The organism is Citrobacter sp. Colony219, assembly GCF_019382635.1.
GTDB classification, from domain to species: Bacteria; Pseudomonadota; Gammaproteobacteria; order Enterobacterales; family Enterobacteriaceae; genus Citrobacter; species Citrobacter youngae.
This window is the reverse complement of sequence record NZ_CP080033.1, coordinates 3,322,789-3,344,662: the sequence shown is the minus strand read 5'-3', so window position 1 is coordinate 3,344,662 and position 21,874 is coordinate 3,322,789. Positions and strand designations below refer to the sequence as shown.

Here is a 21,874-nt window from a genome sequence, read left to right as displayed (position 1 = left end):
AGACAACGGTGTCAGAGCGGTGTATCATATTCCCGTAAAGAGAGGGCATTGCGACGTCGGACATTTACCGCTACCTTAACCACACTCTATTGATATCCTGAGGCGGAGCTTCGCCCCTTTGAAATACCTTGCTTCCGTTCATTCAACTCTAAAAGTCTCACGCTACCTGTTCAGAGCGCTGGCCTTACTGGTCTGGTGTCTGATTGCTTTTGCGTCGGTGTTCTACATTGTGAATGCGTTGCACCAGCGAGAGTCTGAGATCCGCCAGGAGTTTAATCTCAGCTCCGACCAGGCTCAACGCTACATTCAGCGTACTTCTGACGTGATAAAAGAGCTGAAATATATTGCTGAAAACCGATTAACGGCAGAAAACGGCGTGATGTCATTGCGGGCACGGGATGATAAAACCGTGGTGCCGAATTTTGAACCGCTGTTTGCCGATTCCGACTGTGCGGTGATGGGTAATGCCTGGCGTGGCTCGCTGGAGTCATTGGCGTGGTTTATGCGCTACTGGCGCGACAATTTCTCAGCGGCTTATGATTTGAACCGTGTGTTCCTGATCGGCAGCGATAACCTCTGCATGGCCAATTTCGGTCTGCGGGATATGCCTGTCGAACGTGACGAGGCGCTGAAAGCACTGCATGAGCGCATCATTAAGTATCGCAATGCGCCGCAGGAAGAAAACGGCAATAACCTGTTCTGGATAAGCCAGGGACCGCGTCCGGGCGTGGGGTATTTTTATGCGCTGACGCCGGTCTATCTTGCCAATCGTCTGCAGGCGTTGCTGGGTGTGGAACAGCCGATTCGTATGGAGAACTTCTTCACGCCGGGCAGTTTGCCGATGGGGGTGACAATCCTTGATGAAAATGGTCATGCGCTGATTTCACTCACCGGTCCTGAAGGCAATATTCAGTCTGAACCGCGCTGGATGCAGGAGCGCTCGTGGTTTGGCTACACGCCGGGTTTTCGCAATCTGGTGTTGAAGAAAAACCTGCCGCCATCATCGCTCAGTATTGTGTACTCCGTGCCGGTCGATCTGGTGCTGGAGCGGATACGCATGATGATCCTGAATGCGGTTCTGCTGAATGTGCTGGTAGGTGCGGCGTTGTTTATGCTGACGCGCATGTATGAGCGCCGTATTTTTATTCCAGCGGAAAGCGATGCCCAGCGCCTGGAAGAGCATGAACAGTTTAACCGTAAAATTGTGGCTTCTGCGCCGGTCGGTATTTGTATTCTGCGCACAATTGATGGCATTAACATTCTGAGCAACGAGCTGGCGCATACCTATCTCAACATGCTGACGCATGAAGACAGGCAACGGTTGACGCAAATTATCTGCGGCCAGCAGGTTAATTTCGTCGATGTGTTGACCAGCAATAATACCAATCTGCAAATCAGCTTTGTGCATTCACGTTATCGTAATGAGAACGTAGCCATATGCGTCCTGGTCGATGTGAGTGCGCGTGTGAAAATGGAAGAGTCGTTACAGGAGATGGCGCAGGCGGCGGAACAGGCCAGCCAGTCAAAATCAATGTTCCTTGCGACGGTGAGTCATGAACTACGCACGCCGCTGTATGGCATTATCGGCAACCTTGACCTGCTGCAAACGAAAGAACTGCCCAGCGGAGTGGATCGCCTGGTGACGGCGATGAATAACTCCTCCAGCCTGTTGTTGAAGATTATCAGCGATATTCTTGATTTCTCGAAAATTGAATCCGAACAGTTGAAGATTGAACCGCGCGAATTTTCACCGCGGGAAGTGATGAGCCATATTACGGCCAACTATCTGCCCCTGGTGGTACGCAAGCAACTGGGATTGTACTGTTTCATTGAACCGGATGTGCCTGTGGCATTAAATGGCGATCCGATGCGCTTGCAGCAGGTCATTTCTAACCTGTTGAGTAATGCTATTAAATTCACCGATACCGGCTGTATTGTGCTGCACGTTCAGTGCAGCGGCGACTACCTCAGCATTCGTGTGCGTGATACTGGCGTGGGGATCCCGGCCAAAGAAGTCGTTCGTCTGTTCGATCCCTTCTTCCAGGTGGGGACGGGCGTGCAGCGTAATTTCCAGGGGACCGGGTTAGGTCTGGCTATCTGTGAAAAACTGATCAGCATGATGGACGGGGATATTTCCGTTGATTCTGAACCGGGGATGGGGAGCCAGTTTACGCTGCGGATACCGCTGTATGGAGCCCAGTATCCACAGAATAAAAGTGTGGACGGTCTTGCCAGTACCCGCTGCTGGCTGGCGGTGCGAAACGCGTCACTCTATCACTTTATCGAATCCAGCCTCACGCGTACCGGGATGACGGTGCTGCGTTATGAGGGGCAGCAACCTGATGCAAATGATGTATTGATTGCTGATGATGTGCTGGATCAGGCGTGGCAGGGACGAGCCACGGTGATTTTCTGTCGTCGCCACATTGGTATTCCGCTGGAAAGAACGCCTGGCGAGTGGGTGCACAGCGTGGCATCACCGCACGAGTTGCCGGCGCTGCTGGCGCATATCTACAGCGTTGAACTGGGCAGTGAAGCGCTTTCCACCGCACTGCCAGCTCCGGACAAAGTGGGAGCCACAAACGATGACATGATGATTCTGGTGGTTGACGATCATCCGATTAACCGTCGTTTACTGGCCGATCAGTTGGGATCGTTGGGATATCAGTGTAAAACCGCCAACGACGGTGTGGACGCGCTCAATGTGTTGAGTAAAAACCATATTGATATCGTGCTGAGCGACGTCAACATGCCGAATATGGATGGTTATCGCTTGACGCAGCGTATTCGCCAACTGGGGTTAACGCTGCCGGTGATTGGTGTGACGGCCAATGCTCTGGCGGAAGAGAAGCAGCGTTGTCTGGAGTCGGGAATGGACAGTTGCTTATCCAAGCCAGTGACGCTAGACGTGCTGAAGCAGACGCTAACGGTCTATGCGGATCGCGTAAGAAAAACGCGGGGATAAAAGAGGCAGGGTAGCGGTGTTTGCCTTATCCGGCCTACAGAACATACACAACACTGTATTGTTCGTAGGCCAGATAAACGCGGTGCCATCAGGCAGATGATATGAAACCGAATTACTCTTTGTCTGACGGGCTTAACGTCACGGATGACAGGTAATTCAGCAGGGCGATATCGTTTTCCACGCCGAGCTTCATCATTGCAGACTTTTTCTGGCTACTGATGGTTTTAATACTGCGATTGAGTTTTTTAGCGATTTCAGTCACCAGGAAGCCTTCGGCAAACAGGCGCAGAACTTCACTTTCTTTCGGTGACAGGCGTTTGTCGCCATAACCGCTGGCGCTGATTTTTTCCAGCAGGCGAGAGACGCTTTCCGGGGTGAATTTCTTACCTTTTTGCAGCGCCGCCAGCGCCTTCGGCAGGTCAGTTGGCGCACCTTGTTTCAGCACGATCCCTTCAATGTCGAGATCCAGTACCGCGCTCAGGATGGCCGGGTTGTTGTTCATGGTCAAAACGATGATCGACAGGCTCGGGAAATGGCGTTTGATATATTTAATTAACGTGATCCCATCACCATATTTATCTCCCGGCATTGAGAGATCGGTAATCAACACATGAGCATCTAATTTAGGCAAATTGTTGATCAGTGCAGTGGAGTCTTCAAATTCGCCGACAACGTTCACCCATTCGATTTGTTCAAGTGATTTACGAATACCGAACAGTACAATCGGATGGTCATCGGCAATAATTACGTTCATAGTGTTCATGTATTGGGCTACCTTGCTACAGCAAGCTCTTGACGTAAACGTCAATGTTGCTGATGTACTTTTCTATACCTGGAGCATCTTTCTCTTGAATAAGATGTTCCAGCGCTTCACATAACTGCTTGCCGGGTACCAGATTAAGCATGGCAAACACGCCTTTCAGGCGATGGGCCGTTTGGGCTAACGCAGCGAAATCGCTGGTTGCTGCCTCAGTATACAACCTCTTAACATCATCCGGTACTGTGTCTACAAAGAGTGCATAGTAACCACTGGCATGAAGTTCGGCGTTTTCATCACCGCCGAGGGGGAGTTCCTGGATCTCTTCTTGCGCCAGTTGTTCTTCTATTAGCTCCAGGACAGCTTCCTGCATAGCATTGCTCATATTAAAGTTGACGCGCAGCTGACCGGGGCCAATTTTTCGCACGCCAGACTCATCATCGCTTAAAAGCAAGCCCGAGGCAGTAAGATTAGACGGATTATCAGTGATAAAGAGATCATATTCTTGACTATTCAGTCGCTCATCGGGCGTGATGCAGGTTGCTCCCCAGTTTTCCAGCTGACGCAATACAATGCTGCGTACGTCATTCGAGGTGACGTCAACCATCACGCAGACGTCATCTAACAGCCGTTCTTCATTATCAGCATGTTGGTCATGCAGCGGCATCTTAACATGGACGATATAACGCGTTCCAAGTTCTTCCCGCGCTTTAATATTCAGATGTCCACCCAGTTTGCGCGCTAGCTGATCGCACAACCAGAACGTGAGTGGATTCGCTTTGCCATATCGATCGCTCTGCGTGTCATTGCTGAACGGAAAGTGCAGATTATCAATTTCATTCAGCGCGACGCCTTCCCCGGTATCCAGAATACGGAAGGTCAGACGCTCTGCCTCCGACTCATCCTGGTCGACGTCCAGCGTAATTTTGCCAATCTGCGTTGTGGTCACGGCATATTGGATGAGTAGCAGCAAAATACGACGCAGGGCATCGCGGTCGCCGCGGCGCTCATCATTGGCGCTCAGGTGATTTTTAATCAGCAGCTGTAACCCTTTACGCTTGATGGCGGGTAGTACTTCAGGTACTACGTCGTCAATTAACGCCTGCACGGAAAACAGCGTTGATTCACTTTTCCAGTCATCGCTTTCCAGAAGATTGGCCAACTGAATCTCATCGACCATACGTACCAGAACGTCTGCCTGGTTTGCCAGTTTGTGGCTGTCGGGCGTATTGAGTGCGGCAGCGTTGATGGCCAGCGTTTTGGCGGGATCTTTCAGTGCGCGACCAATGTTTTGCATAAAGGCGGCACGAGCCTGTTGGTTTTTCTCATACAGTCGCTGCGCTTGTTTCAGCTTTTTATTTACCAGCACTTCGCGGTCCTGGTCGCGAATGATAAAGATCTGCGTGCGGGCTGAGATCTGGCTGCGGAACAGCCTGATCTCATACAATTCATTATTGATTGTGGCCTGGATGACCCCCTGATGCTGCTCCGCCATGCTGGTGATATTTTGCAGATTTAAATGTGGCAGCAGGTGGTCGGCAATTTTATTGCTGATAACCGTGCGGTTGGATTCCTGGTCGTGTACCAATAACCCCAGCGGCAGCAGCGAAACAATTTCTTCATTAATTGCACGAAGCACCCGGAGTTCATTATTTGCGGCAAGGTTTGGCGCCACTTCGTTTGAGCGGGCAGGGAGGTGGCGGAAAGTGGTATAGCCAAACAGCGCCAGCGCCAGCAGAGCGATATTCAGTAACAGCGGCAGCAGAATGCTTTGCAGCGTATCAAGCAGTAATGAACCAAAGGGAACCTGCCAGACCAGTCGCATATCCGTTGAATTTAGCGCTGAAGAGATCTCAATCTTGCTATTGTTAAAGTTGATGCTGACGCTGTCAGGCGACTCTTTTTCACTGAGATGTTCAGCCGTAGACGTGGCATCGGGCTCCAGGTGAAAGCTGTCCAACTGCATGCCCGGGGGGATCAAATCATTAATCGGCAGGTCAAACGCGACCACGGTTGCCAGATGCCCTGGCTGATTAAAGGTTGTGCGTAACGTGAAGTAATGACCGTTTTGCCAGACCAGCCGGCGAAGGGACGAGAAGCTTTCACGCTCATCGAGCGCATTGGCCTGTTGTAACATCTCAGCGCGGCGCGAGTCGACAATGTTGCCAATTGTCGATTCTTTAAAGCCGGAGGTGAGATCTTTTAGCGGCAATGTTGAGATAAGAATCAGGCTATTGTCCTGACCATTCAGATAATACATAGACCATGGGACATTCTCCGCGCCCCACAGTGTATCCAGATAGGTTGAGATCCGCTGGGTCATTTCCAGCGTAGAACTGTCATGCGAGCCGAAAATCAGCGCTTCAGTCTTTCTACGGGGTTTTTCAAGATAGTAGACATCTTGCTTGAGTCGGGTTTCCTGTAACCCGTCGGCAGTCGATGAGTTGGTTGTCGCTGCAATATTGTCATAGATTTGCCAGGTCACGTATCGCCAGGTATCTACCCTTTTATGAATAGCGTGGGTGATATCGACAATCTGATAGCTCTTATCTTTAAGCCAGGTGTTGACCGCGCTCTGGACCATCACGCCCATCATCACCAACAGCACCACGATCAGTAATAAGAAGAAACGGGTAATACTTCCCGGAAGCAGGGAGAATCGGGTAGAAGCCGTTGTGTCAGACTGACTCATTCGTGTTTATGACCTGTTAAAACGACGCTATAGATGAAGGGGCAGTATAAAGGGTAATGTATGAATTGCCATACTTACGCAACATCTGCGGAGCTGCGTTTTTTATTGCTGTGTATCGTTGCCAGGCGGGCAATGCAAACGTGTACAGCCGGTCACTATCAGTACAAATAAAGGTATGAAACCTACAGATTTAGCATTAAATAACAAGAAATTATTTGCCTGGTTTATATGCGATGGTGAATAGGTGAGATAGTTAATAGTCGTTATAGTTTTTCATCGGTAGCACAGAACCGCGATGTTTGTGTAAAGAAGGGTAAAAAAAAACCGAACGCAGAGCATTCGGTTGAAATAGGGGTAAACAGACATTCATGAATGAATGACGGTAATAAATAAAGTTAATGATGATAGCGAGTCTATTTTAGTTGCGAGTGAAGATTTTGTTTTATCATTCAGTGCTATGGCTGCGCTTTGTGTAATTTATTGATTTATATATATTTTGTAATGGTTCTTGACTATTCGTGCTTATTCTCTCCATTTTCTTAATTAAAAAAAGTTCCCTTTTGTTAATGTTTTGAAACATCTACATAGATAAATGAAACATCTTTAAAGTATTAGTATCATATTCGTGTTGGATTATTCTGTGTTTTTGCGGAGAATGAAGTTGCCGACTGGTTAATGAGGGTTAGCCAGTGAGCAGTGGCATAAAAAAGCAATAAAGGCATATAACAGAGGGTTAATAACATGAAAGTTAAAGTACTGTCCCTCCTGGTACCGGCTCTGCTGGTAGCAGGCGCAGCAAATGCGGCTGAAATTTACAACAAAGACGGCAACAAATTAGATCTGTACGGTAAAGTCGACGGTCTGCACTATTTCTCTGATGACTCTACTAAAGATGGTGATCAGACCTATATGCGTATCGGCTTCAAAGGTGAAACCCAGGTTAACGACCAACTGACCGGTTACGGCCAGTGGGAATACCAGATCATGGGTAACTCCTCTGAAAACGAAAACAACGCCTGGACGCGTGTCGCGTTTGCCGGTCTGAAATTCGCTGATGCAGGTTCTTTCGACTACGGTCGTAACTACGGCGTGGTTTATGACGTCACGTCCTGGACCGACGTTCTGCCGGAATTCGGCGGCGATACCTACGGTTCTGACAACTTCATGCAGCAGCGTGGTAACGGCTTTGCAACCTACCGTAACACCGATTTCTTCGGTCTGGTTGATGGTCTGAACTTTGCCCTGCAGTACCAGGGTAAAAACGGTAGTCCGGAAGGTGAAGGCATGACCGGCGTGACTGGCAACGGTCGTGACGCACTGAATCAGAACGGTGACGGCGTCGGCGGATCTATCACTTATGATATCGGCGAAGGCTTCTCCCTGGGTACCGCGGTCACCAGCTCCAAACGTACTGATGAGCAGAACAAGCTGAACTTCGGTACCGGCGATCGTGCTGAAACCTACACTGGCGGTCTGAAATACGACGCGAACAATGTGTACCTGGCAGCACAGTACACCCAGACCTACAACGCAACGCGTGCAGGTAAACTGGGCTGGGCTAACAAAGCACAGAACGTTGAAGCTGTTGCACAGTACCAGTTCGACTTCGGTCTGCGTCCGTCCGTGGCTTACCTGCAGTCAAAAGGTAAAGATCTGGACAACGGCTACGGCGACCAGGATATCCTGAAATATGTTGATGTTGGCGCGACCTACTACTTCAACAAAAACWTSTCTACCTATGTTGATTACAAAATCAACCTGCTGGATGACAACCAGTTCACCCGTAATGCAGGTATCTCTACCGATGATATCGTAGCACTGGGTCTGGTTTACCAGTTCTAATCTGTATCTATTTCTATCAAAGGCCCTACGGGGCCTTTTTTAATGCCGTTTTTCTGACGTACAAACACTCTTTTTTGGTGTACTCTTGCGCCCGTTTTCATAAGGGTAATCACGTATGGATATGATTTTTTGTCGTGCAGCGCTCCTGGCTGTAACACTCTTTTTTGTCGGGTGCGATGAGGCCCCGAAATCAACCCAGACCCCGTCCTCAACCGCGACAGTCCTGGAAGGCAAAACCATGGGCACTTTCTGGCGGGTCAGTGTGGTTGGCGTGGATGCCAAACGTGCCGGGGAGTTGCAGGTGAAGATCCAGACTCAGCTCGATGCTGATGATCAACTGCTTTCTACCTATAAGAATGATTCTGCGCTGATGCGTTTTAACCTGTCAAAAAGCTTGTCACCGTGGCCGGTGAATGATGCGCTGGCGGATATTGTGACATCGGCGTTACGTATTGGCGCAAAAACCGACGGCGCGATGGACATCACCGTCGGTCCGTTGGTCAACCTGTGGGGCTTTGGCCCGGATCGGCAACCGCTACATATTCCCACCCAAGGGCAAATTGACGCTGCAAAAGCGCAAACCGGACTTTCACATCTGAAGGTTGTTAATGAGGCGCACCAGAATTATCTGCAGAAAGATCTGCCGGCGCTGTACGTTGATCTCTCCACCGTGGGGGAAGGGTATGCGGCTGACCATCTGGCGCGATTGATGGAACAGGAAGGGATCGCCCGCTATCTGGTTTCTGTTGGCGGCGCGCTGAATAGCCGTGGAATGAATGCCGAGGGGCAACCGTGGCGTGTGGCAATACAGAAACCGACCGATCGTGAAAACGCGGTCCAGGCGATTGTCGATATCAATGGGCATGGTATCAGCACCTCCGGTAGCTATCGCAACTATTACGAACTGGATGGCAAGCGTCTTTCCCATGTCATCGATCCGCAAACCGGTCGTCCGATTGAACACAATCTGGTCTCTGTGACGGTGATTGCACCCACGGCGCTGGAGGCTGATGGTTGGGATACCGGGCTAATGGTGCTTGGCCCGCAAAAAGCCAAAGAGGTTGTGCGTCGCGAAGGGTTAGCGGTGTATATGATTGTTAAAGAAGGCGAAGGGTTTAGCACCTGGATGTCGCCGCAGTTTAAAAGCTTCCTGGTCAGCGAAAAAAATTAAAAAGCAAGATTGCGGGTTTTTATAACCCGCAATGCGGACACACTGAGGCTAAGCGCTATGCTTAACAAAGGAGTCCATCATGACAAATCTCTTACACATCACTGATGATGAACGCTGGCAGTCTGTGCTGGATCGTGACGCCAGGGCTGACGGTCAGTTTGTTTTTGCTGTTCAGACTACAGGCATTTTTTGTCGACCGTCCTGTCGGGCAAAACATGCGCTGCGCAAAAATGTCAGTTTCTTCGCGGATGCCGAGCAGGCACAGGCGGCAGGGTTTCGTCCCTGCAAACGCTGCCGGCCGGACAAAGATAGCGCGCAACAGCAGCGGCTGGACAAAATAGCCCACGCCTGTCAGTTGCTGGAGCAGGAGTCCCCCCTCACACTGGAGGCTCTTGCGCAGCATGTTGCGATGAGCCCGTTTCACCTGCATCGCCTGTTCAAAGCCACCACCGGGATGACCCCCAAAGCCTGGCAACAGTCGTGGCGTGCCCGTCGCCTGCGTGACGCGCTGGCAAAAGGCGCACCGGTCACGCAGGCGATTCTTGACGCCGGATTCCCCGACAGCAGCAGCTATTACCGCAAAGCGGATCAGGCGTTAGGCATGACCGCCAGGCAATTTCGTCAAGGCGGCGGTAATGTTTCTGTGCGCTATACCCTCACAGATTGCGCCCTCGGCCGTTGCCTGGTGGCGGAAAGTGAACGGGGTATCTGCGCGATCTTGCTGGGCGACGACGATGCTACGCTGATAGCAGAATTGCATGAACTGTTTCCGACGGCACGTGACGAGCCCGCCGATACGGAGTTTCAACAACATGTGCGTGAGGTGATCGCCGTGATTAACACGCGCAATACCGCACTGTCACTGCCGCTGGATATTCAGGGAACCGCCTTTCAGCAGCAGGTATGGCAAGCGCTGCGGGCAATCCCTTGTGGTGAGACGGTGAGTTATCAGCAACTTGCCAGCACTATCGGCAAGCCGAAGGCGGTGCGTGCCGTAGCCAGCGCCTGCGCGGCGAACAAGCTGGCGATTGTGATCCCGTGTCACCGCGTAATCCGCGGTGATGGCGCGCTTTCTGGCTATCGTTGGGGAATAACGCGCAAGGCGCAACTGTTGCAACGTGAAGCCACCCGCGAGGAAACGTAATGCTCGATCTCTTTGCAGATGAGAAACCCTGGCACGAGCCGCTGGCGTCAGGTGCGGTGATTTTGCGGCGCTTTGCATTTGAATCCGCCCCCGCTTTACTGCGGGCAATCGCGGCGACAGCCAGACAGTCGCCGTTTCGCCAGATGGTCACCCCTGGCGGTTATACGATGTCGGTAGCCATGACGAATTGCGGCCATCTGGGCTGGACAACGGATCAACATGGCTACCTCTATTCACCGGTCGATCCATTAACCGGCGTTCACTGGCCGCCATTACCCGAGGTCTTTGCTGAGCTGTGCCAACAGGCGGCAACGGCCGCAGGCTATCCTGATTTTCAACCGGATGCTTGCCTTATTAATCGCTATACGCCGGGGGCAAAACTGTCTTTACATCAGGATAAAGATGAGCCTGACCTGCGAGCGCCTATCGTCTCTGTATCGCTGGGCCTGCCGGCGATTTTTCAGTTTGGCGGCTTACGGCGCAACGATCCCTTAAAGCGAGTATTGCTGGAGCATGGTGATGTGGTGGTATGGGGGGGAAACTCGCGGCTGTTTTATCATGGCGTCCAGCCGCTTAAGACGGGGTATCATCCATTGACGGGAGATTGTCGTTATAACCTGACGTTTCGCCAGGCAGGTAAAAAAGAATAAAAATAAGAATTATTATTGCTGTCAGCGAAGAGATGTTTAAACTGCGGGCTGTTATTACTTGTCCGGGTTGTTTGCATGGAACTTTTACTTCTTGTCTGGCGGCAGTATCGCTGGCCATTTATCAGCGTTATGGCGCTCAGCCTTGTCAGTGCCGCGCTGGGGATTGGGCTGATTGCGTTTATTAATCAGCGCCTGATTGAAACGGTCGACACCACGCTGATGGTGCTACCGGAGTTTCTTGGCCTGCTGCTGTTACTGATGGTCGTCACCCTCGGTTCACAGCTGGCGCTTACCACGCTGGGACACCACTTTGTCTACCGTCTGCGTAGCGAATTTATCAAACGAATTCTGGACACCCACGTCGAGCGTATCGAGCAAATCGGTAGCGCCTCGTTACTGGCCGGTTTAACCAGCGATATCCGTAACATTACCATTGCCTTTGTCCGCCTACCTGAGCTGGTACAGGGGATTATTTTGACCGTGGGGTCGGCGGCGTATCTGGCCATGTTGTCGACGAAAATGCTGCTGGTGACGGCAATCTGGATGGCAATCACCATCTGGGGCGGATTTGTGCTGGTGGCGCGGGTGTATAAACACATGGCCACCCTGCGCGAAACTGAAGATAAGTTGTACAACGATTATCAAACGGTGCTGGAAGGACGCAAAGAACTGACGCTCAACCGGGAACGTGCTGAGTATATCTTTAACCAGCTGTACGTCCCGGATGCCAAAGAATACCGCCACCATATTATCCGTGCCGATACCTTCCACCTGAGCGCGGTCAACTGGTCGAATATTATGATGCTGGGCGCCATTGGCCTGGTATTCTGGATGGCCAACAGTCTGGGCTGGGCGGATACCGCCGTGGCGGCGACCTATTCGCTGACGCTGCTATTCCTGCGCACGCCGCTGCTCTCTGCCGTCGGCGCGCTGCCAACGCTGCTGACTGCACAGGTGGCGTTCAACAAGCTGAATAAGTTCTCCCTGGCCTCCTTCAAGGCTGAATTCCCACGGCCAACCGCATTTCCGGACTGGCAAACGCTGGAGTTGCGCGACGTGGTTTTCCGCTATCAGGATAATGCGTTCGCCGTTGGGCCAGTGAATCTGACCATTCATCGTGGTGAACTGATCTTCCTGATTGGCGGTAACGGCAGTGGGAAATCTACGCTGGCGATGTTGCTGACCGGGCTATACCAGCCGCAGTCTGGTGAGATTTTACTGGATGGCAAGGCGGTTGCTGTCGAAAAACCGGAGGACTACCGCAAGCTGTTCTCCGCGGTGTTTACCGACGTCTGGCTGTTTGACAAATTGCTGGGACCTGAAGGCAGAGACGCTTCTCCGGCGCTGGTAGCGAAGTGGCTGGATCATCTGCAAATGGCGCACAAGCTGGAACTGAACGACGGGCGCATTCTCAACCTGAAGCTGTCGAAAGGGCAGAAAAAGCGTGTGGCGCTGTTGCTGGCCTTAGCAGAGGAGCGCGACATCATTCTGCTGGACGAATGGGCCGCCGATCAGGATCCCCATTTCCGGCGTGAATTCTACCAGGTGTTGCTGCCGCTGATGCAGGAGATGGGCAAAACCATTTTCGCCATTAGTCATGACGATCATTACTTTATTCATGCAGACCGTTTGCTGGAAATGCGTAATGGGCAATTGAGTGAACTGCTGGGCGATGAACGCGATGCGGCTTCGCGCGATGCGGTGGCTCGCACAGCATAATCCCACATGCCGCCGGTTTTTTATCCACCCGGCGGCCTCGTTTATTGTTATTTACATAATTCAGCATCATGATTGATGATATTTCATATCATGGATTTATGATTAATGTCCGCAATAAACAAAAACAGCGCCAGGTTACGTGACGAGGAACGTGCTCGTCTTATCTGGCTGCTGACCACTGATAAAGCCATTATTTCAACACTGTTGGGCAAGCTTACCCTGGCTGAGCAATATGACGTCGGCACGTTAGCCGACGATATTGCTGAGGTAGGGGCTCTGGTGGCGCATCTGCCGCCACCCGATCTGGCCGATACCCTTGAAGCACTGCCCTCCGAAGAGCGTCACGCCCTGTGGCGACTGGTCGAAAGTGAAAAACGCGGCAACGTCCTGCTTGAAGCATCAGAAAATGTGTGGGATGACCTGATCGACGAGATGAGCGACCGCGAGCTACTGGATGCGCTGCAATATCTCGATATCGACGAACAGATTTATCTGGTACAGCATTTACCCCGTAACCTTACCGGTCGACTGCTGGCATCATTGCCTGCTGAAGAGCGTGCGCGCGTACGTCAGGTGCTGCACTACGAGAAGAATCGCGTCGGTGCGATCATGGAGTTCGAAGTCATCACCGTACGTCCGGACGTGACGCTGGAAGTGGTGCAGCGGTACTTGCGGCGGCTGGGAAAAATGCCGGAGAACACCGATAAACTCTTCGTAACCGATCGCAATAAAGTGCTGGTGGGTGAACTGACGCTAACCTGTATTCTGCTCAATGACGTGCAGCGTAAAGTCAGCGAAGTGATGGAGGATGATCCGCTCACATTTTCTCCGGAAGATATCGCCGAGAATGCTGCGCGTACGTTTGAACGTGACAACCTGGTCAGTGCTGCGGTGGTTGATCCCTCAGGCAAACTGATGGGACGCTTAACCATCGATGAGATCGTCGACGTGGTTTATGAAGAAACCGATACCGATCTGCGTCGAATGGGGGGCTTAAGTGCCGAAGAGGATGTATTCGCTCCGGTCACTAAAGCGGTAAAAACCCGTTGGGCGTGGCTGGCAATTAATCTCTGTACCGCTTTTATCGCCTCGCGGGTAATCGACGGTTTCGAGCACACCATTTCACAACTGGTGGCGCTGGCCTCGCTGATGCCGATTGTGGCAGGGATTGGCGGTAATACGGGTAATCAGACCATCACCATGATTGTCCGGGCGCTGGCGTTGCAGAATATTCAGCCCGGCAACCTGACGTTTCTGATCCTGCGTGAGATGGGGGTAGCGCTGATCAACGGCCTTGTCTGGGGCGGCATCATGGGCGGCATCACCTGGTGGCTGTACGATGACATGGCGCTCGGCGGCGTGATGACCCTGGCAATGATGCTCAATCTGCTGATGGCGGCGCTGATGGGCGTTATCATTCCGATGACGATGGTGAAGCTCGGGCGCGATCCGGCGGTCGGCTCCAGCGTCATGATTACCGCTATCACCGACACCGGCGGATTCTTTATTTTTCTGGGTCTGGCGACGCTGTTTTTGATGTAGACGCCCGTTTCCCTCTGACGATGCGCGGCAGTATCAACATCGTGATCACGCCGGCAACCACGCCAATCGCCAGGTTGCCGGTAGAGACTGTCGCGGCGACGGTAACCAACATTGCCAGCGTTTCGGTGACCGGCATGTTGGTCAGCGTCGCGGGTCGGATGCTGTGCCAGCTAAACGTTTTTACCGCCACAATCACCATAATTCCCGCCAGTACTGACATTGGTATCTTTGCCATCACCTCGCTGAGTGCGGTGACGAGCAGCAGCAAGACCAGGCTGGCGGCAAACGTGGAAACACGGCTGCGAGCTTTCCCCATCTCAACGTTGACAATCGTTTGACCAATCATCGCACACCCGGCGATGCCGCCATAAAATCCGGCCAGAATATTGGCTATCCCCAGCCCGGCACTCTCGCGATTCTTATTCGACGGCGTCACCGTCAGGTCATCCACCAGACGGGCAGTTAACAGCGACTCCATCAAACCAACAAAAGCGATGCTCAGCGCGCAGGGCCAGATAATCGCCAGCGTTTGCAGGTTGAGCGGAACCAACAACTGGGTGAAACCCGGCAGGCCGCCGCTCATCGAACCTTCGTCACCGACGGTCGGTAACAGTTGCCCGCTGGTGACAGTGAACACCGTCAGCAGCACGATAGCGATCAGCGGTGCGGGGATAGCTTTAATAAACCGCGGAACCCACAGCACAATCAGCAGCGTCAGGACGAACAGCCCCCAGATGAGCGGGCTTTTCCCCCAGAAATGCGGGACCTGAGCAAAGAAAATCAAAATACCTAGTGCGTTGACAAATCCTGTCATCACGGCCGTAGGGATGAACCGCATCAAACGCGCCATTCCTGACACACCAAACAGGATCTGAATAATCCCGGCCAGCACTACCGCAGGCAGGATGTACTGCACGCCGTGTTGATGCACCATCGGGCCAATGACTAATGCAACCGATCCAGCAGCGGCGGTAACCATTGCCGGACGCCCACCTAAAAAGGACATCGCCAGGCACAGTACGACCGAGGCTATCAGGCTGACTTTCGGATCGACGCCAGCAATAACGGAAAAAGAGATCACTTCCGGGATCAGCGCCAGGGCGGTTACCACACCGGCCAGCGTTTCACGAACCAGCAGGCGGGGGTGGCGTAACACGGTGTGGGTGGTGTGTTCTGCCACCGCGGCAGGGGAAGAGTGTGTTGCAGACATAGTTACTCTCAGGTCAGAAAAGGCCTGATGACAGCAGACCGACAGGCATCCGTGCGGTGAATAGCAAAGCGCAGCATAGTACCCGTCTGACGGGGAGGTTTCCAGAAATGATTGTCAATAACCATATAAAGAATCAACGTATTAATAACATTTTTAAAATTTAAATATAATTTATAAACAATATTTAATTATTTTTACTTAAGTGTTACCGTTGTTACCGCTCGATTTTCACCTGCATAAAAAGCAAAAAGCGATACTAAAAGTAAGGCATTAACATTATGAAAAAAGTGACTGCCATGCTCTTCACCATGGCTGTAGGGCTGAATGTTGTCTCGATGGCAGCAAAAGCGAAAGCGGCGGAAGAGCAGGAAACGGATGTACTGTTGATTGGCGGCGGCATCATGAGCGCCACACTGGGAACCTATTTACAGGAGCTGGAGCCGCAATGGTCAATGACCATGGTAGAGCGACTGGATGGCGTTGCTCAGGAGAGTTCAAACGGCTGGAACAACGCCGGAACAGGCCACTCCGCACTGATGGAACTGAACTACACGCCTAAAAAGGCTGACGGTAGCATCAGTATTGAAAAGGCAGTCGAAATTAACGAAGCCTTCCAGATTTCCCGCCAGTTCTGGGCGTATCAGGTCAACAACGGCGTGATGCATGAACCCCGCTCGTTTATCACCACTGTTCCCCATATGAGCTTTGTCTGGGGCGACGAGAACGTGAATTTCCTGCGTGCCCGTTACACGGCACTCCAGCAAAGCACCCTGTTCCGCGGTATGCGCTACTCTGAAGATCACGCGCAGATTAAAGAATGGGCGCCTTTGGTTATGGAAGGTCGCGATCCGAAACAGAAAGTCGCGGCAACGCGTACCGAGATCGGTACTGACGTGAACTACGGTGAAATTACACGCCAGCTGATTGCATCGTTGCAGAAAAAACCTAATTTTGCGCTGCAACTGAGCACCGAAGTTCGCGGCTTTAAGCGTAACGCGGATAATAGCTGGACGGTCACGGTCGCCGATCTGAAAAATAACGAAGCGGAACATGATATCAAGGCGAAGTTTGTCTTTATCGGTGCCGGTGGCGCTGCGCTGAAGCTGTTGCAGGAAACCGACATTCCGGAAGCGAAAGGCTATGCCGGATTCCCGGTGGGCGGGCAGTTCCTGGTTGCGGACAATCCGGACGTAGTCAACCGCCACCTGGCGAAAGTGTACGGTCAGGCCTCCGTTGGCGCGCCGCCGATGTCCGTACCGCACATCGATACCCGTATTCTGGATGGTAAACGTGTAGTGCTGTTTGGGCCGTTCGCAACCTTCTCCACTAAGTTCCTGAAAAACGGTTCATTGTGGGATCTGCTCAGTTCTACCACCACGTCGAACTTTATGCCTATGGTCAACGTGGGTCTGGATAACTTCGATCTGGTCAAATATCTGGTAAGCCAGGTGATGCTCAGCGACGACGACCGTTTTGCTGCGCTGCAAGAGTACTATCCGCAGGCGAAAAAAGAAGACTGGCGTTTATGGCAGGCGGGCCAGCGTGTGCAGATTATCAAAAGTGATGCGGAGAAGGGCGGCGTGTTGCGTCTGGGGACTGAAGTGGTCAGCGATAAAGAAGGCACGATTGCTGCGCTGCTGGGAGCTTCTCCGGGGGCATCAACCGCGGCACCGATCATGCTGCATCTGATGGAAAAAGTGTTTAAAGATAAAGTTGCCAGCCCGGAATGGCAGGCGAAGCTGAAAACGATTATTCCGTCTTATGGCACGAAGCTGAACGGCAACGTTGAGGCTACGGAACAAGAGCTGCAGTACACCAGTGAGGTTCTGGGTCTGAAATATGACAAGCCGCAGGTTGCTGATGAAGCGCCGAAACCACAGCTGAAACCTCAGGCACAACCGCAGCCTGAACAAAAAGCCGTCGCGGATATCGCACTGTAAAAAAAGGCCGGATGGCGTTGCGCTTATCCGGCCTACTTCTACTTCATGCGTCTGTAGGCCGGATAAGGCGGTACGCCGCCATCCGGCACATTCTCACTTATCGCACGACGGCGTCCTGAATCTTATCTTCTGCTTTCCAGATGCGGTATTTCACCTCCACGTTTTCCGGGGTGTAAACCACAATCGGTAATTTGCTGTTGTAACGCAGCATACCGTCTTCACCCAGATACGCGGTGATGAATTTCTTCTCTTTCTTGCCGTCCGGGCAGGCCATCATGGTTGAAACCGGAGACGTAACTTTGTCGAATACATAGTAGTCATAACCCCAACCTTCCAGCGTTTTGCTGTCCAGTTCTCCGCCAAGGCGATGTTTGTTGCAATCAACTTCCAGCGTTTGTCCGATCAGCAGTTCTACTTTCAGAGTAGATTCATCTTTCTCAGGAGTAAGCTGAATAACCTGACGCTTCATTCCCTTGTCCGCTTTAGGATAAGGGGCGACTTTTTCCAGCGGCTGAGCGCTGGCATCGGTGGTTGTCGCCCACACAGAGGTGCTGGCGAAGGCGGCAAGGAGTACGGCAGGGACAATTGTCTTCATCTTATTGTTCACAGTGTTTCCTTTCTTCTGTCTTATGAACGTATCAAGGGCAGGTTAGCATATTCATATCGTCTATTAATCTAAATTTACTTATATTTTAAGTGCATTAATTAAAGGTTTATAATTTGTGTAGCGATAAATACCAGGAATTATCTTAATTGTGAGATTATTCTCTGTTTTATGTTTTCGTTATATAATTGATTATATAACTCATTGAAATGTGAGCAAAAGCGCACTTTTTCCCGCCAACTCAACACTCTTTTGATCCGGCAACAGCATTTACCCCAATTGGGGTATGCACCTCAAACACATCCTGAAATATCTTACGGCTAAAAATAACTACTCATAAATAGTGCGTTTTTTATTGTCGTTCAACCCGCCGAGGGAGAGCGTCATTATGGAAGGACAATGTCATGGTTGATTTATCCCGTCGAGGCATGTTGACAGGCAGTTGGCGTAAAGCCAGCAATGGGATCCGTCCGCCGTGGAGCAAGGAAGACTCTCACTTTCTGGCCCATTGCCTCCGTTGTGACGCCTGCATCCAGGCGTGCGAAACCGACATCCTGCAGCGAGGCCAGGGCGGTTATCCAGACGTAAATTTCAAACACGGCGAATGCAGCTTTTGTTACGCCTGCGCAGAGGCCTGTCCCGAATCACTTTTTCTTCCGCGCCACACCAGGGCATGGGATCTGAATTTTTCGATCGGTGACAACTGTCTCGCGCATCAGTCCGTTGAATGCCATCGCTGTCAGGATAGCTGTGAACCCATGGCCATAACCTTTCGTCCCACGCTGTCCGGTATTTATCAGCCACAGCTCGACAATCAGGCATGTAACGGATGCGGCGCGTGTGTCGCTATCTGTCCGGTATCAGCCATTAATGCGGAGCACAACCATGGACACTAACTGGCAGGTCTGCAGCCTGGTCGTTCAGGCCAAAAGTCAGCACATCAGTGATATCGCTACGCAGTTACGTTCGTTTCCGGGTTGCGAAGTTGCTCTCAGCGATGTGGAAAGCGGTCAACTGATTGTGGTGGTGGAAGCAGAGCACAGTGAAACGCTAATGAAAACAATTGAGTCAGTGCGCAACGTTGCGGGCGTGCTGGCGGTGTCGCTGGTTTATCACCAGCAGGATGAGCAAGGTGAGGAAACACCATGAAACTCAGTCGTCGTAGCTTTATGAAAGCTAACGCCGTTGCGGCCGCTGCGGCGGCTGCCGGGTTAAGCGTGCCGGGCGTAGCCCGTGCGGTAGTCGGTCAGCAAGAAGCGATCAAATGGGATAAAGCCCCGTGCCGTTTTTGCGGTACCGGTTGTGGCGTATTGGTAGGCACTCAACAAGGGCGTGTTGTGGCATGTCAGGGTGACCCGGATGCGCCGGTTAACCGTGGGCTCAACTGCATCAAAGGTTACTTCCTGCCGAAAATCATGTACGGAAAAGACCGTTTAACGCAGCCGATGCTGCGCATGAAAGACGGCAAATATCACAAAGAAGGCGAATTCACCCCGATTAGCTGGGACCAGGCCTTTGATGTGATGGAAGAGAAATTTAAAACCTCTCTGAAAGAGAAAGGGCCAGACGCTATTGGTATGTTTGGCTCCGGTCAGTGGACCATCTGGGAAGGCTACGCTGCCGCAAAACTGTTCAAAGCCGGTTTCCGTTCGAACAACATCGATCCGAACGCGCGTCACTGCATGGCGTCAGCCGTTGTGGGCTTTATGCGTACCTTTGGTATGGATGAGCCGATGGGCTGTTATGACGATATCGAGCATGCGGATGCTTTCGTCCTGTGGGGCGCAAATATGGCGGAAATGCACCCGATCCTGTGGTCGCGCATCACCAATCGTCGTCTGTCCGATCCTAACGTCAACGTCGCCGTTCTCTCTACCTTCCAGCATCGTAGCTTTGAGCTGGCGGATAACGGCATCGTCTTTACGCCGCAAAGCGACCTGGTGATCCTCAACTACATCGCAAACTATATCATTCAAAACAATGCGATAAACCAGGACTTCTTTAGCAAGCACGTTAACCTGCGTAAAGGGGCAACGGATATCGGCTACGGTCTGCGTCCAACCCATCCGCTGGAAAAAGCGGCGAAAAACCCGGGTTCCGATGCCTCGGAACCGATCAGTTTTGAAGAGTACAAAGCGTTTGTTGCGGAGTATACGCTGGATAAAACTGCAGAAATGACCGGCGTGCCAAAAGATCAGCTGGAACAGCTGGCGCAGTTGTATGCCGATCCTAAGAAGAAAGTCATCTCCTACTGGACGATGGGCTTTAACCAGCATACCCGTGGCGTATGGGCTAATAACCTGGTCTATAACCTGCACCTGCTGACCGGTAAAATTTCTCAGCCAGGCTGCGGCCCATTCTCGCTGACGGGTCAGCCTTCCGCTTGTGGTACCGCGCGTGAAGTCGGGACCTTCTCTCACCGTCTGCCTGCGGATATGGTGGTGACGAACGAGAAACACCGCGATATCTGTGAAAAACACTGGAATATTCCGGCGGGGACCATTCCGGCGAAAATCGGTCTGCATGCTGTGGCGCAGGACCGCGCACTGAAAGATGGCAAGCTCAATGTCTACTGGGTGATGTGTAACAACAACATGCAGGCTGGGCCGAACATCAACGAAGAGCGTATGCCTGGCTGGCGCGATCCGCGCAACTTTATCATCGTTTCCGATCCGTACCCGACGGTCAGTGCTCTGGCTGCCGACCTGATCCTGCCAACAGCGATGTGGGTAGAGAAAGAAGGGGCTTACGGTAACGCCGAGCGCCGTACTCAGTTCTGGCGCCAGCAGATTAAAGCACCGGGCGAAGCGAAATCTGACCTGTGGCAGATGGTGCAGTTTGCCCGCCGATTCAAAACGGAAGACGTCTGGCCGGAGGAACTGCTGGCGAAGAAACCCGAGCTACGCGGTAAGACGTTGTATGACGTGCTGTTCGCCACGCCAGCAGTAACGAAATTCCCGGTCAGCGAACTGGCTGAAGATCAACTGAACGATGAATCTCGCGAACTCGGTTTCTACCTGCAAAAAGGTCTGTTCGAAGAGTACGCCTGGTTTGGTCGCGGACACGGACACGATCTTGCACCGTTCGATGATTACCACAAGGCGCGCGGGTTACGCTGGCCAGTGGTCGATGGTAAGGAGACTCAGTGGCGCTACAGCGAAGGCAACGATCCGTACGTGAAGGCTGGAGAAAGCTACAAGTTCTACGGCAAACCGGATGGGAAAGCCGTCATCTTCGCGCTGCCATTTGAACCGGCGGCTGAAGCACCGGATAAAGAATACGATCTGTGGCTCTCCACCGGTCGCGTGCTGGAGCACTGGCATACTGGCAGCATGACGCGCCGCGTGCCGGAACTGCACCGTGCGTTCCCGGAGGCGGTACTGTTTATCCATCCGCTGGATGCAAAAGCGCGCGATCTTCGCCGTGGCGACAAGGTCAAAGTGGTATCCCGTCGTGGTGAAGTGATTTCGATTGTTGAAACACGCGGCCGCAACCGTCCGCCTCAGGGGCTGGTGTACATGCCGTTCTTCGACGCCGCACAGCTGGTGAACAACCTGACGCTGGATGCGACGGATCCGCTCTCTAAAGAGACGGATTTCAAGAAGTGCGCTGTGAAACTGGCGAAGGTGTAACGCGTT

The 21,874-nt window shown here is 52.1% G+C and carries 15 protein-coding genes; 11 read left to right on the top strand and 4 right to left on the bottom strand.

All coding sequences use genetic code 11. The features are described 5' to 3' along the window. Nucleotides 1–118 precede the first annotated feature (118 nt). Nucleotides 119–2,965, top strand: coding sequence for a two-component system sensor histidine kinase RcsC (rcsC, locus tag JTI85_RS15085; RefSeq protein ID WP_061068198.1), 2,847 nt, complete (start codon nucleotides 119–121; stop codon nucleotides 2,963–2,965). A gap of 112 nt (nucleotides 2,966–3,077) precedes the next feature. On the opposite strand, the gene rcsB is transcribed toward rcsC, so the two are convergent. Further along, on the bottom strand, nucleotides 3,078–3,728 hold the full coding sequence (gene rcsB / locus JTI85_RS15080; protein WP_003027592.1) for a response regulator transcription factor RcsB: 651 nt from the start codon (nucleotides 3,726–3,728) through the stop codon (nucleotides 3,078–3,080). Nucleotides 3,729–3,744: 16 nt separating this feature from the next. Continuing rightward, the gene (gene rcsD, locus JTI85_RS15075) at nucleotides 3,745–6,414 is read right to left on the bottom strand and encodes a phosphotransferase RcsD (RefSeq protein WP_219351691.1); all 2,670 of its coding nucleotides are present in this window, start codon (nucleotides 6,412–6,414) and stop codon (nucleotides 3,745–3,747) included. A gap of 741 nt (nucleotides 6,415–7,155) precedes the next feature. Here rcsD and JTI85_RS15070 point away from each other — a divergent pair. The 6 genes from JTI85_RS15070 (at nucleotide 7,156) to mgtE (ending at nucleotide 14,482) form a co-directional block, all read left to right on the top strand. Then, entirely contained in the window at nucleotides 7,156–8,256 is a 1,101-nt protein-coding gene (locus tag JTI85_RS15070; protein WP_219351690.1) for a porin OmpC, read from the top strand. A gap of 115 nt (nucleotides 8,257–8,371) precedes the next feature. After that, a complete protein-coding gene (gene apbE / locus JTI85_RS15065) occupies nucleotides 8,372–9,427 on the top strand; it encodes an FAD:protein FMN transferase ApbE (RefSeq protein WP_061068197.1) in 1,056 nt (351 codons plus the stop codon). Between the two features lie 79 nt (nucleotides 9,428–9,506). Next, a complete protein-coding gene (ada, locus tag JTI85_RS15060) occupies nucleotides 9,507–10,571 on the top strand; it encodes a bifunctional DNA-binding transcriptional regulator/O6-methylguanine-DNA methyltransferase Ada (RefSeq protein ID WP_048211116.1) in 1,065 nt (354 codons plus the stop codon). After that, on the top strand, nucleotides 10,571–11,221 hold the full coding sequence (gene alkB, locus JTI85_RS15055) for a DNA oxidative demethylase AlkB (protein ID WP_124021790.1): 651 nt from the start codon (nucleotides 10,571–10,573) through the stop codon (nucleotides 11,219–11,221). The genes ada and alkB overlap by 1 nt, the downstream gene beginning before the upstream one ends. Nucleotides 11,222–11,296: 75 nt before the next feature. Next, on the top strand, nucleotides 11,297–12,940 hold the full coding sequence (locus JTI85_RS15050) for a multidrug ABC transporter permease/ATP-binding protein (protein ID WP_219351689.1): 1,644 nt from the start codon (nucleotides 11,297–11,299) through the stop codon (nucleotides 12,938–12,940). 105 nt (nucleotides 12,941–13,045) lie between these two features. Continuing rightward, nucleotides 13,046–14,482, top strand: a complete 1,437-nt coding sequence (mgtE, locus tag JTI85_RS15045) for a magnesium transporter (RefSeq protein ID WP_048211119.1) — start codon at nucleotides 13,046–13,048, stop codon at nucleotides 14,480–14,482. On the opposite strand, the gene JTI85_RS15040 is transcribed toward mgtE, so the two are convergent. Next, entirely contained in the window at nucleotides 14,445–15,692 is a 1,248-nt protein-coding gene (locus tag JTI85_RS15040) for a SulP family inorganic anion transporter (RefSeq protein ID WP_219351688.1), read from the bottom strand. The genes mgtE and JTI85_RS15040 overlap by 38 nt on opposite strands. 278 nt (nucleotides 15,693–15,970) lie before the next feature. Here JTI85_RS15040 and mqo point away from each other — a divergent pair, with 278 nt between their 5' ends. Next, nucleotides 15,971–17,632 (top strand): malate dehydrogenase (quinone), encoded by a 1,662-nt coding sequence (gene mqo / locus JTI85_RS15035; protein WP_219351687.1) that lies wholly within the window; start codon nucleotides 15,971–15,973, stop codon nucleotides 17,630–17,632. A gap of 97 nt (nucleotides 17,633–17,729) precedes the next feature. On the opposite strand, the gene eco is transcribed toward mqo, so the two are convergent. Further along, the gene (gene eco / locus JTI85_RS15030) at nucleotides 17,730–18,227 is read right to left on the bottom strand and encodes a serine protease inhibitor ecotin (RefSeq protein WP_048212557.1); all 498 of its coding nucleotides are present in this window, start codon (nucleotides 18,225–18,227) and stop codon (nucleotides 17,730–17,732) included. A 413-nt stretch (nucleotides 18,228–18,640) separates the two neighbouring features. Here eco and napF point away from each other — a divergent pair, with 413 nt between their 5' ends. The 3 genes from napF to napA are packed head-to-tail and all read left to right on the top strand — an operon-like array spanning nucleotide 18,641 to nucleotide 21,868. Next, a complete protein-coding gene (napF, locus tag JTI85_RS15025; protein WP_219351686.1) occupies nucleotides 18,641–19,132 on the top strand; it encodes a ferredoxin-type protein NapF in 492 nt (163 codons plus the stop codon). After that, nucleotides 19,122–19,385 carry a chaperone NapD gene (gene napD, locus JTI85_RS15020; protein WP_048211123.1) on the top strand — a complete coding sequence of 88 codons (264 nt, stop codon included), beginning with the start codon at nucleotides 19,122–19,124 and terminating at the stop codon, nucleotides 19,383–19,385. The genes napF and napD overlap by 11 nt, the downstream gene beginning before the upstream one ends. After that, nucleotides 19,382–21,868 (top strand): nitrate reductase catalytic subunit NapA, encoded by a 2,487-nt coding sequence (gene napA, locus JTI85_RS15015; protein ID WP_048211124.1) that lies wholly within the window; start codon nucleotides 19,382–19,384, stop codon nucleotides 21,866–21,868. Before napD ends, napA begins: the two co-directional genes overlap by 4 nt. Nucleotides 21,869–21,874: the final 6 nt, after the last annotated feature.

Excerpts from the sequence above, each read along its gene's own strand:
- alkB (WP_124021790.1), top strand. The coding sequence starts at position 10,571 with ATGCTCGATCTCTTTGCAGATGAGAAACCCTGGCACGAGCCGCTGGCG.
- apbE (WP_061068197.1), top strand. The coding sequence starts at position 8,372 with ATGGATATGATTTTTTGTCGTGCAGCGCTCCTGGCTGTAACACTCTTT.
- JTI85_RS15050 (WP_219351689.1), top strand. The coding sequence starts at position 11,297 with ATGGAACTTTTACTTCTTGTCTGGCGGCAGTATCGCTGGCCATTTATC.
- napA (WP_048211124.1), top strand. The coding sequence starts at position 19,382 with ATGAAACTCAGTCGTCGTAGCTTTATGAAAGCTAACGCCGTTGCGGCC.
- JTI85_RS15040 (WP_219351688.1), bottom strand. The coding sequence starts at position 15,692 with ATGTCTGCAACACACTCTTCCCCTGCCGCGGTGGCAGAACACACCACC.
- mgtE (WP_048211119.1), top strand. The coding sequence starts at position 13,046 with ATGTCCGCAATAAACAAAAACAGCGCCAGGTTACGTGACGAGGAACGT.
- napD (WP_048211123.1), top strand. The coding sequence starts at position 19,122 with ATGGACACTAACTGGCAGGTCTGCAGCCTGGTCGTTCAGGCCAAAAGT.
- rcsB (WP_003027592.1), bottom strand. The coding sequence starts at position 3,728 with ATGAACACTATGAACGTAATTATTGCCGATGACCATCCGATTGTACTG.
- mqo (WP_219351687.1), top strand. The coding sequence starts at position 15,971 with ATGAAAAAAGTGACTGCCATGCTCTTCACCATGGCTGTAGGGCTGAAT.
- ada (WP_048211116.1), top strand. The coding sequence starts at position 9,507 with ATGACAAATCTCTTACACATCACTGATGATGAACGCTGGCAGTCTGTG.
- napF (WP_219351686.1), top strand. The coding sequence starts at position 18,641 with ATGGTTGATTTATCCCGTCGAGGCATGTTGACAGGCAGTTGGCGTAAA.
- rcsD (WP_219351691.1), bottom strand. The coding sequence starts at position 6,414 with ATGAGTCAGTCTGACACAACGGCTTCTACCCGATTCTCCCTGCTTCCG.
- eco (WP_048212557.1), bottom strand. The coding sequence starts at position 18,227 with ATGAAGACAATTGTCCCTGCCGTACTCCTTGCCGCCTTCGCCAGCACC.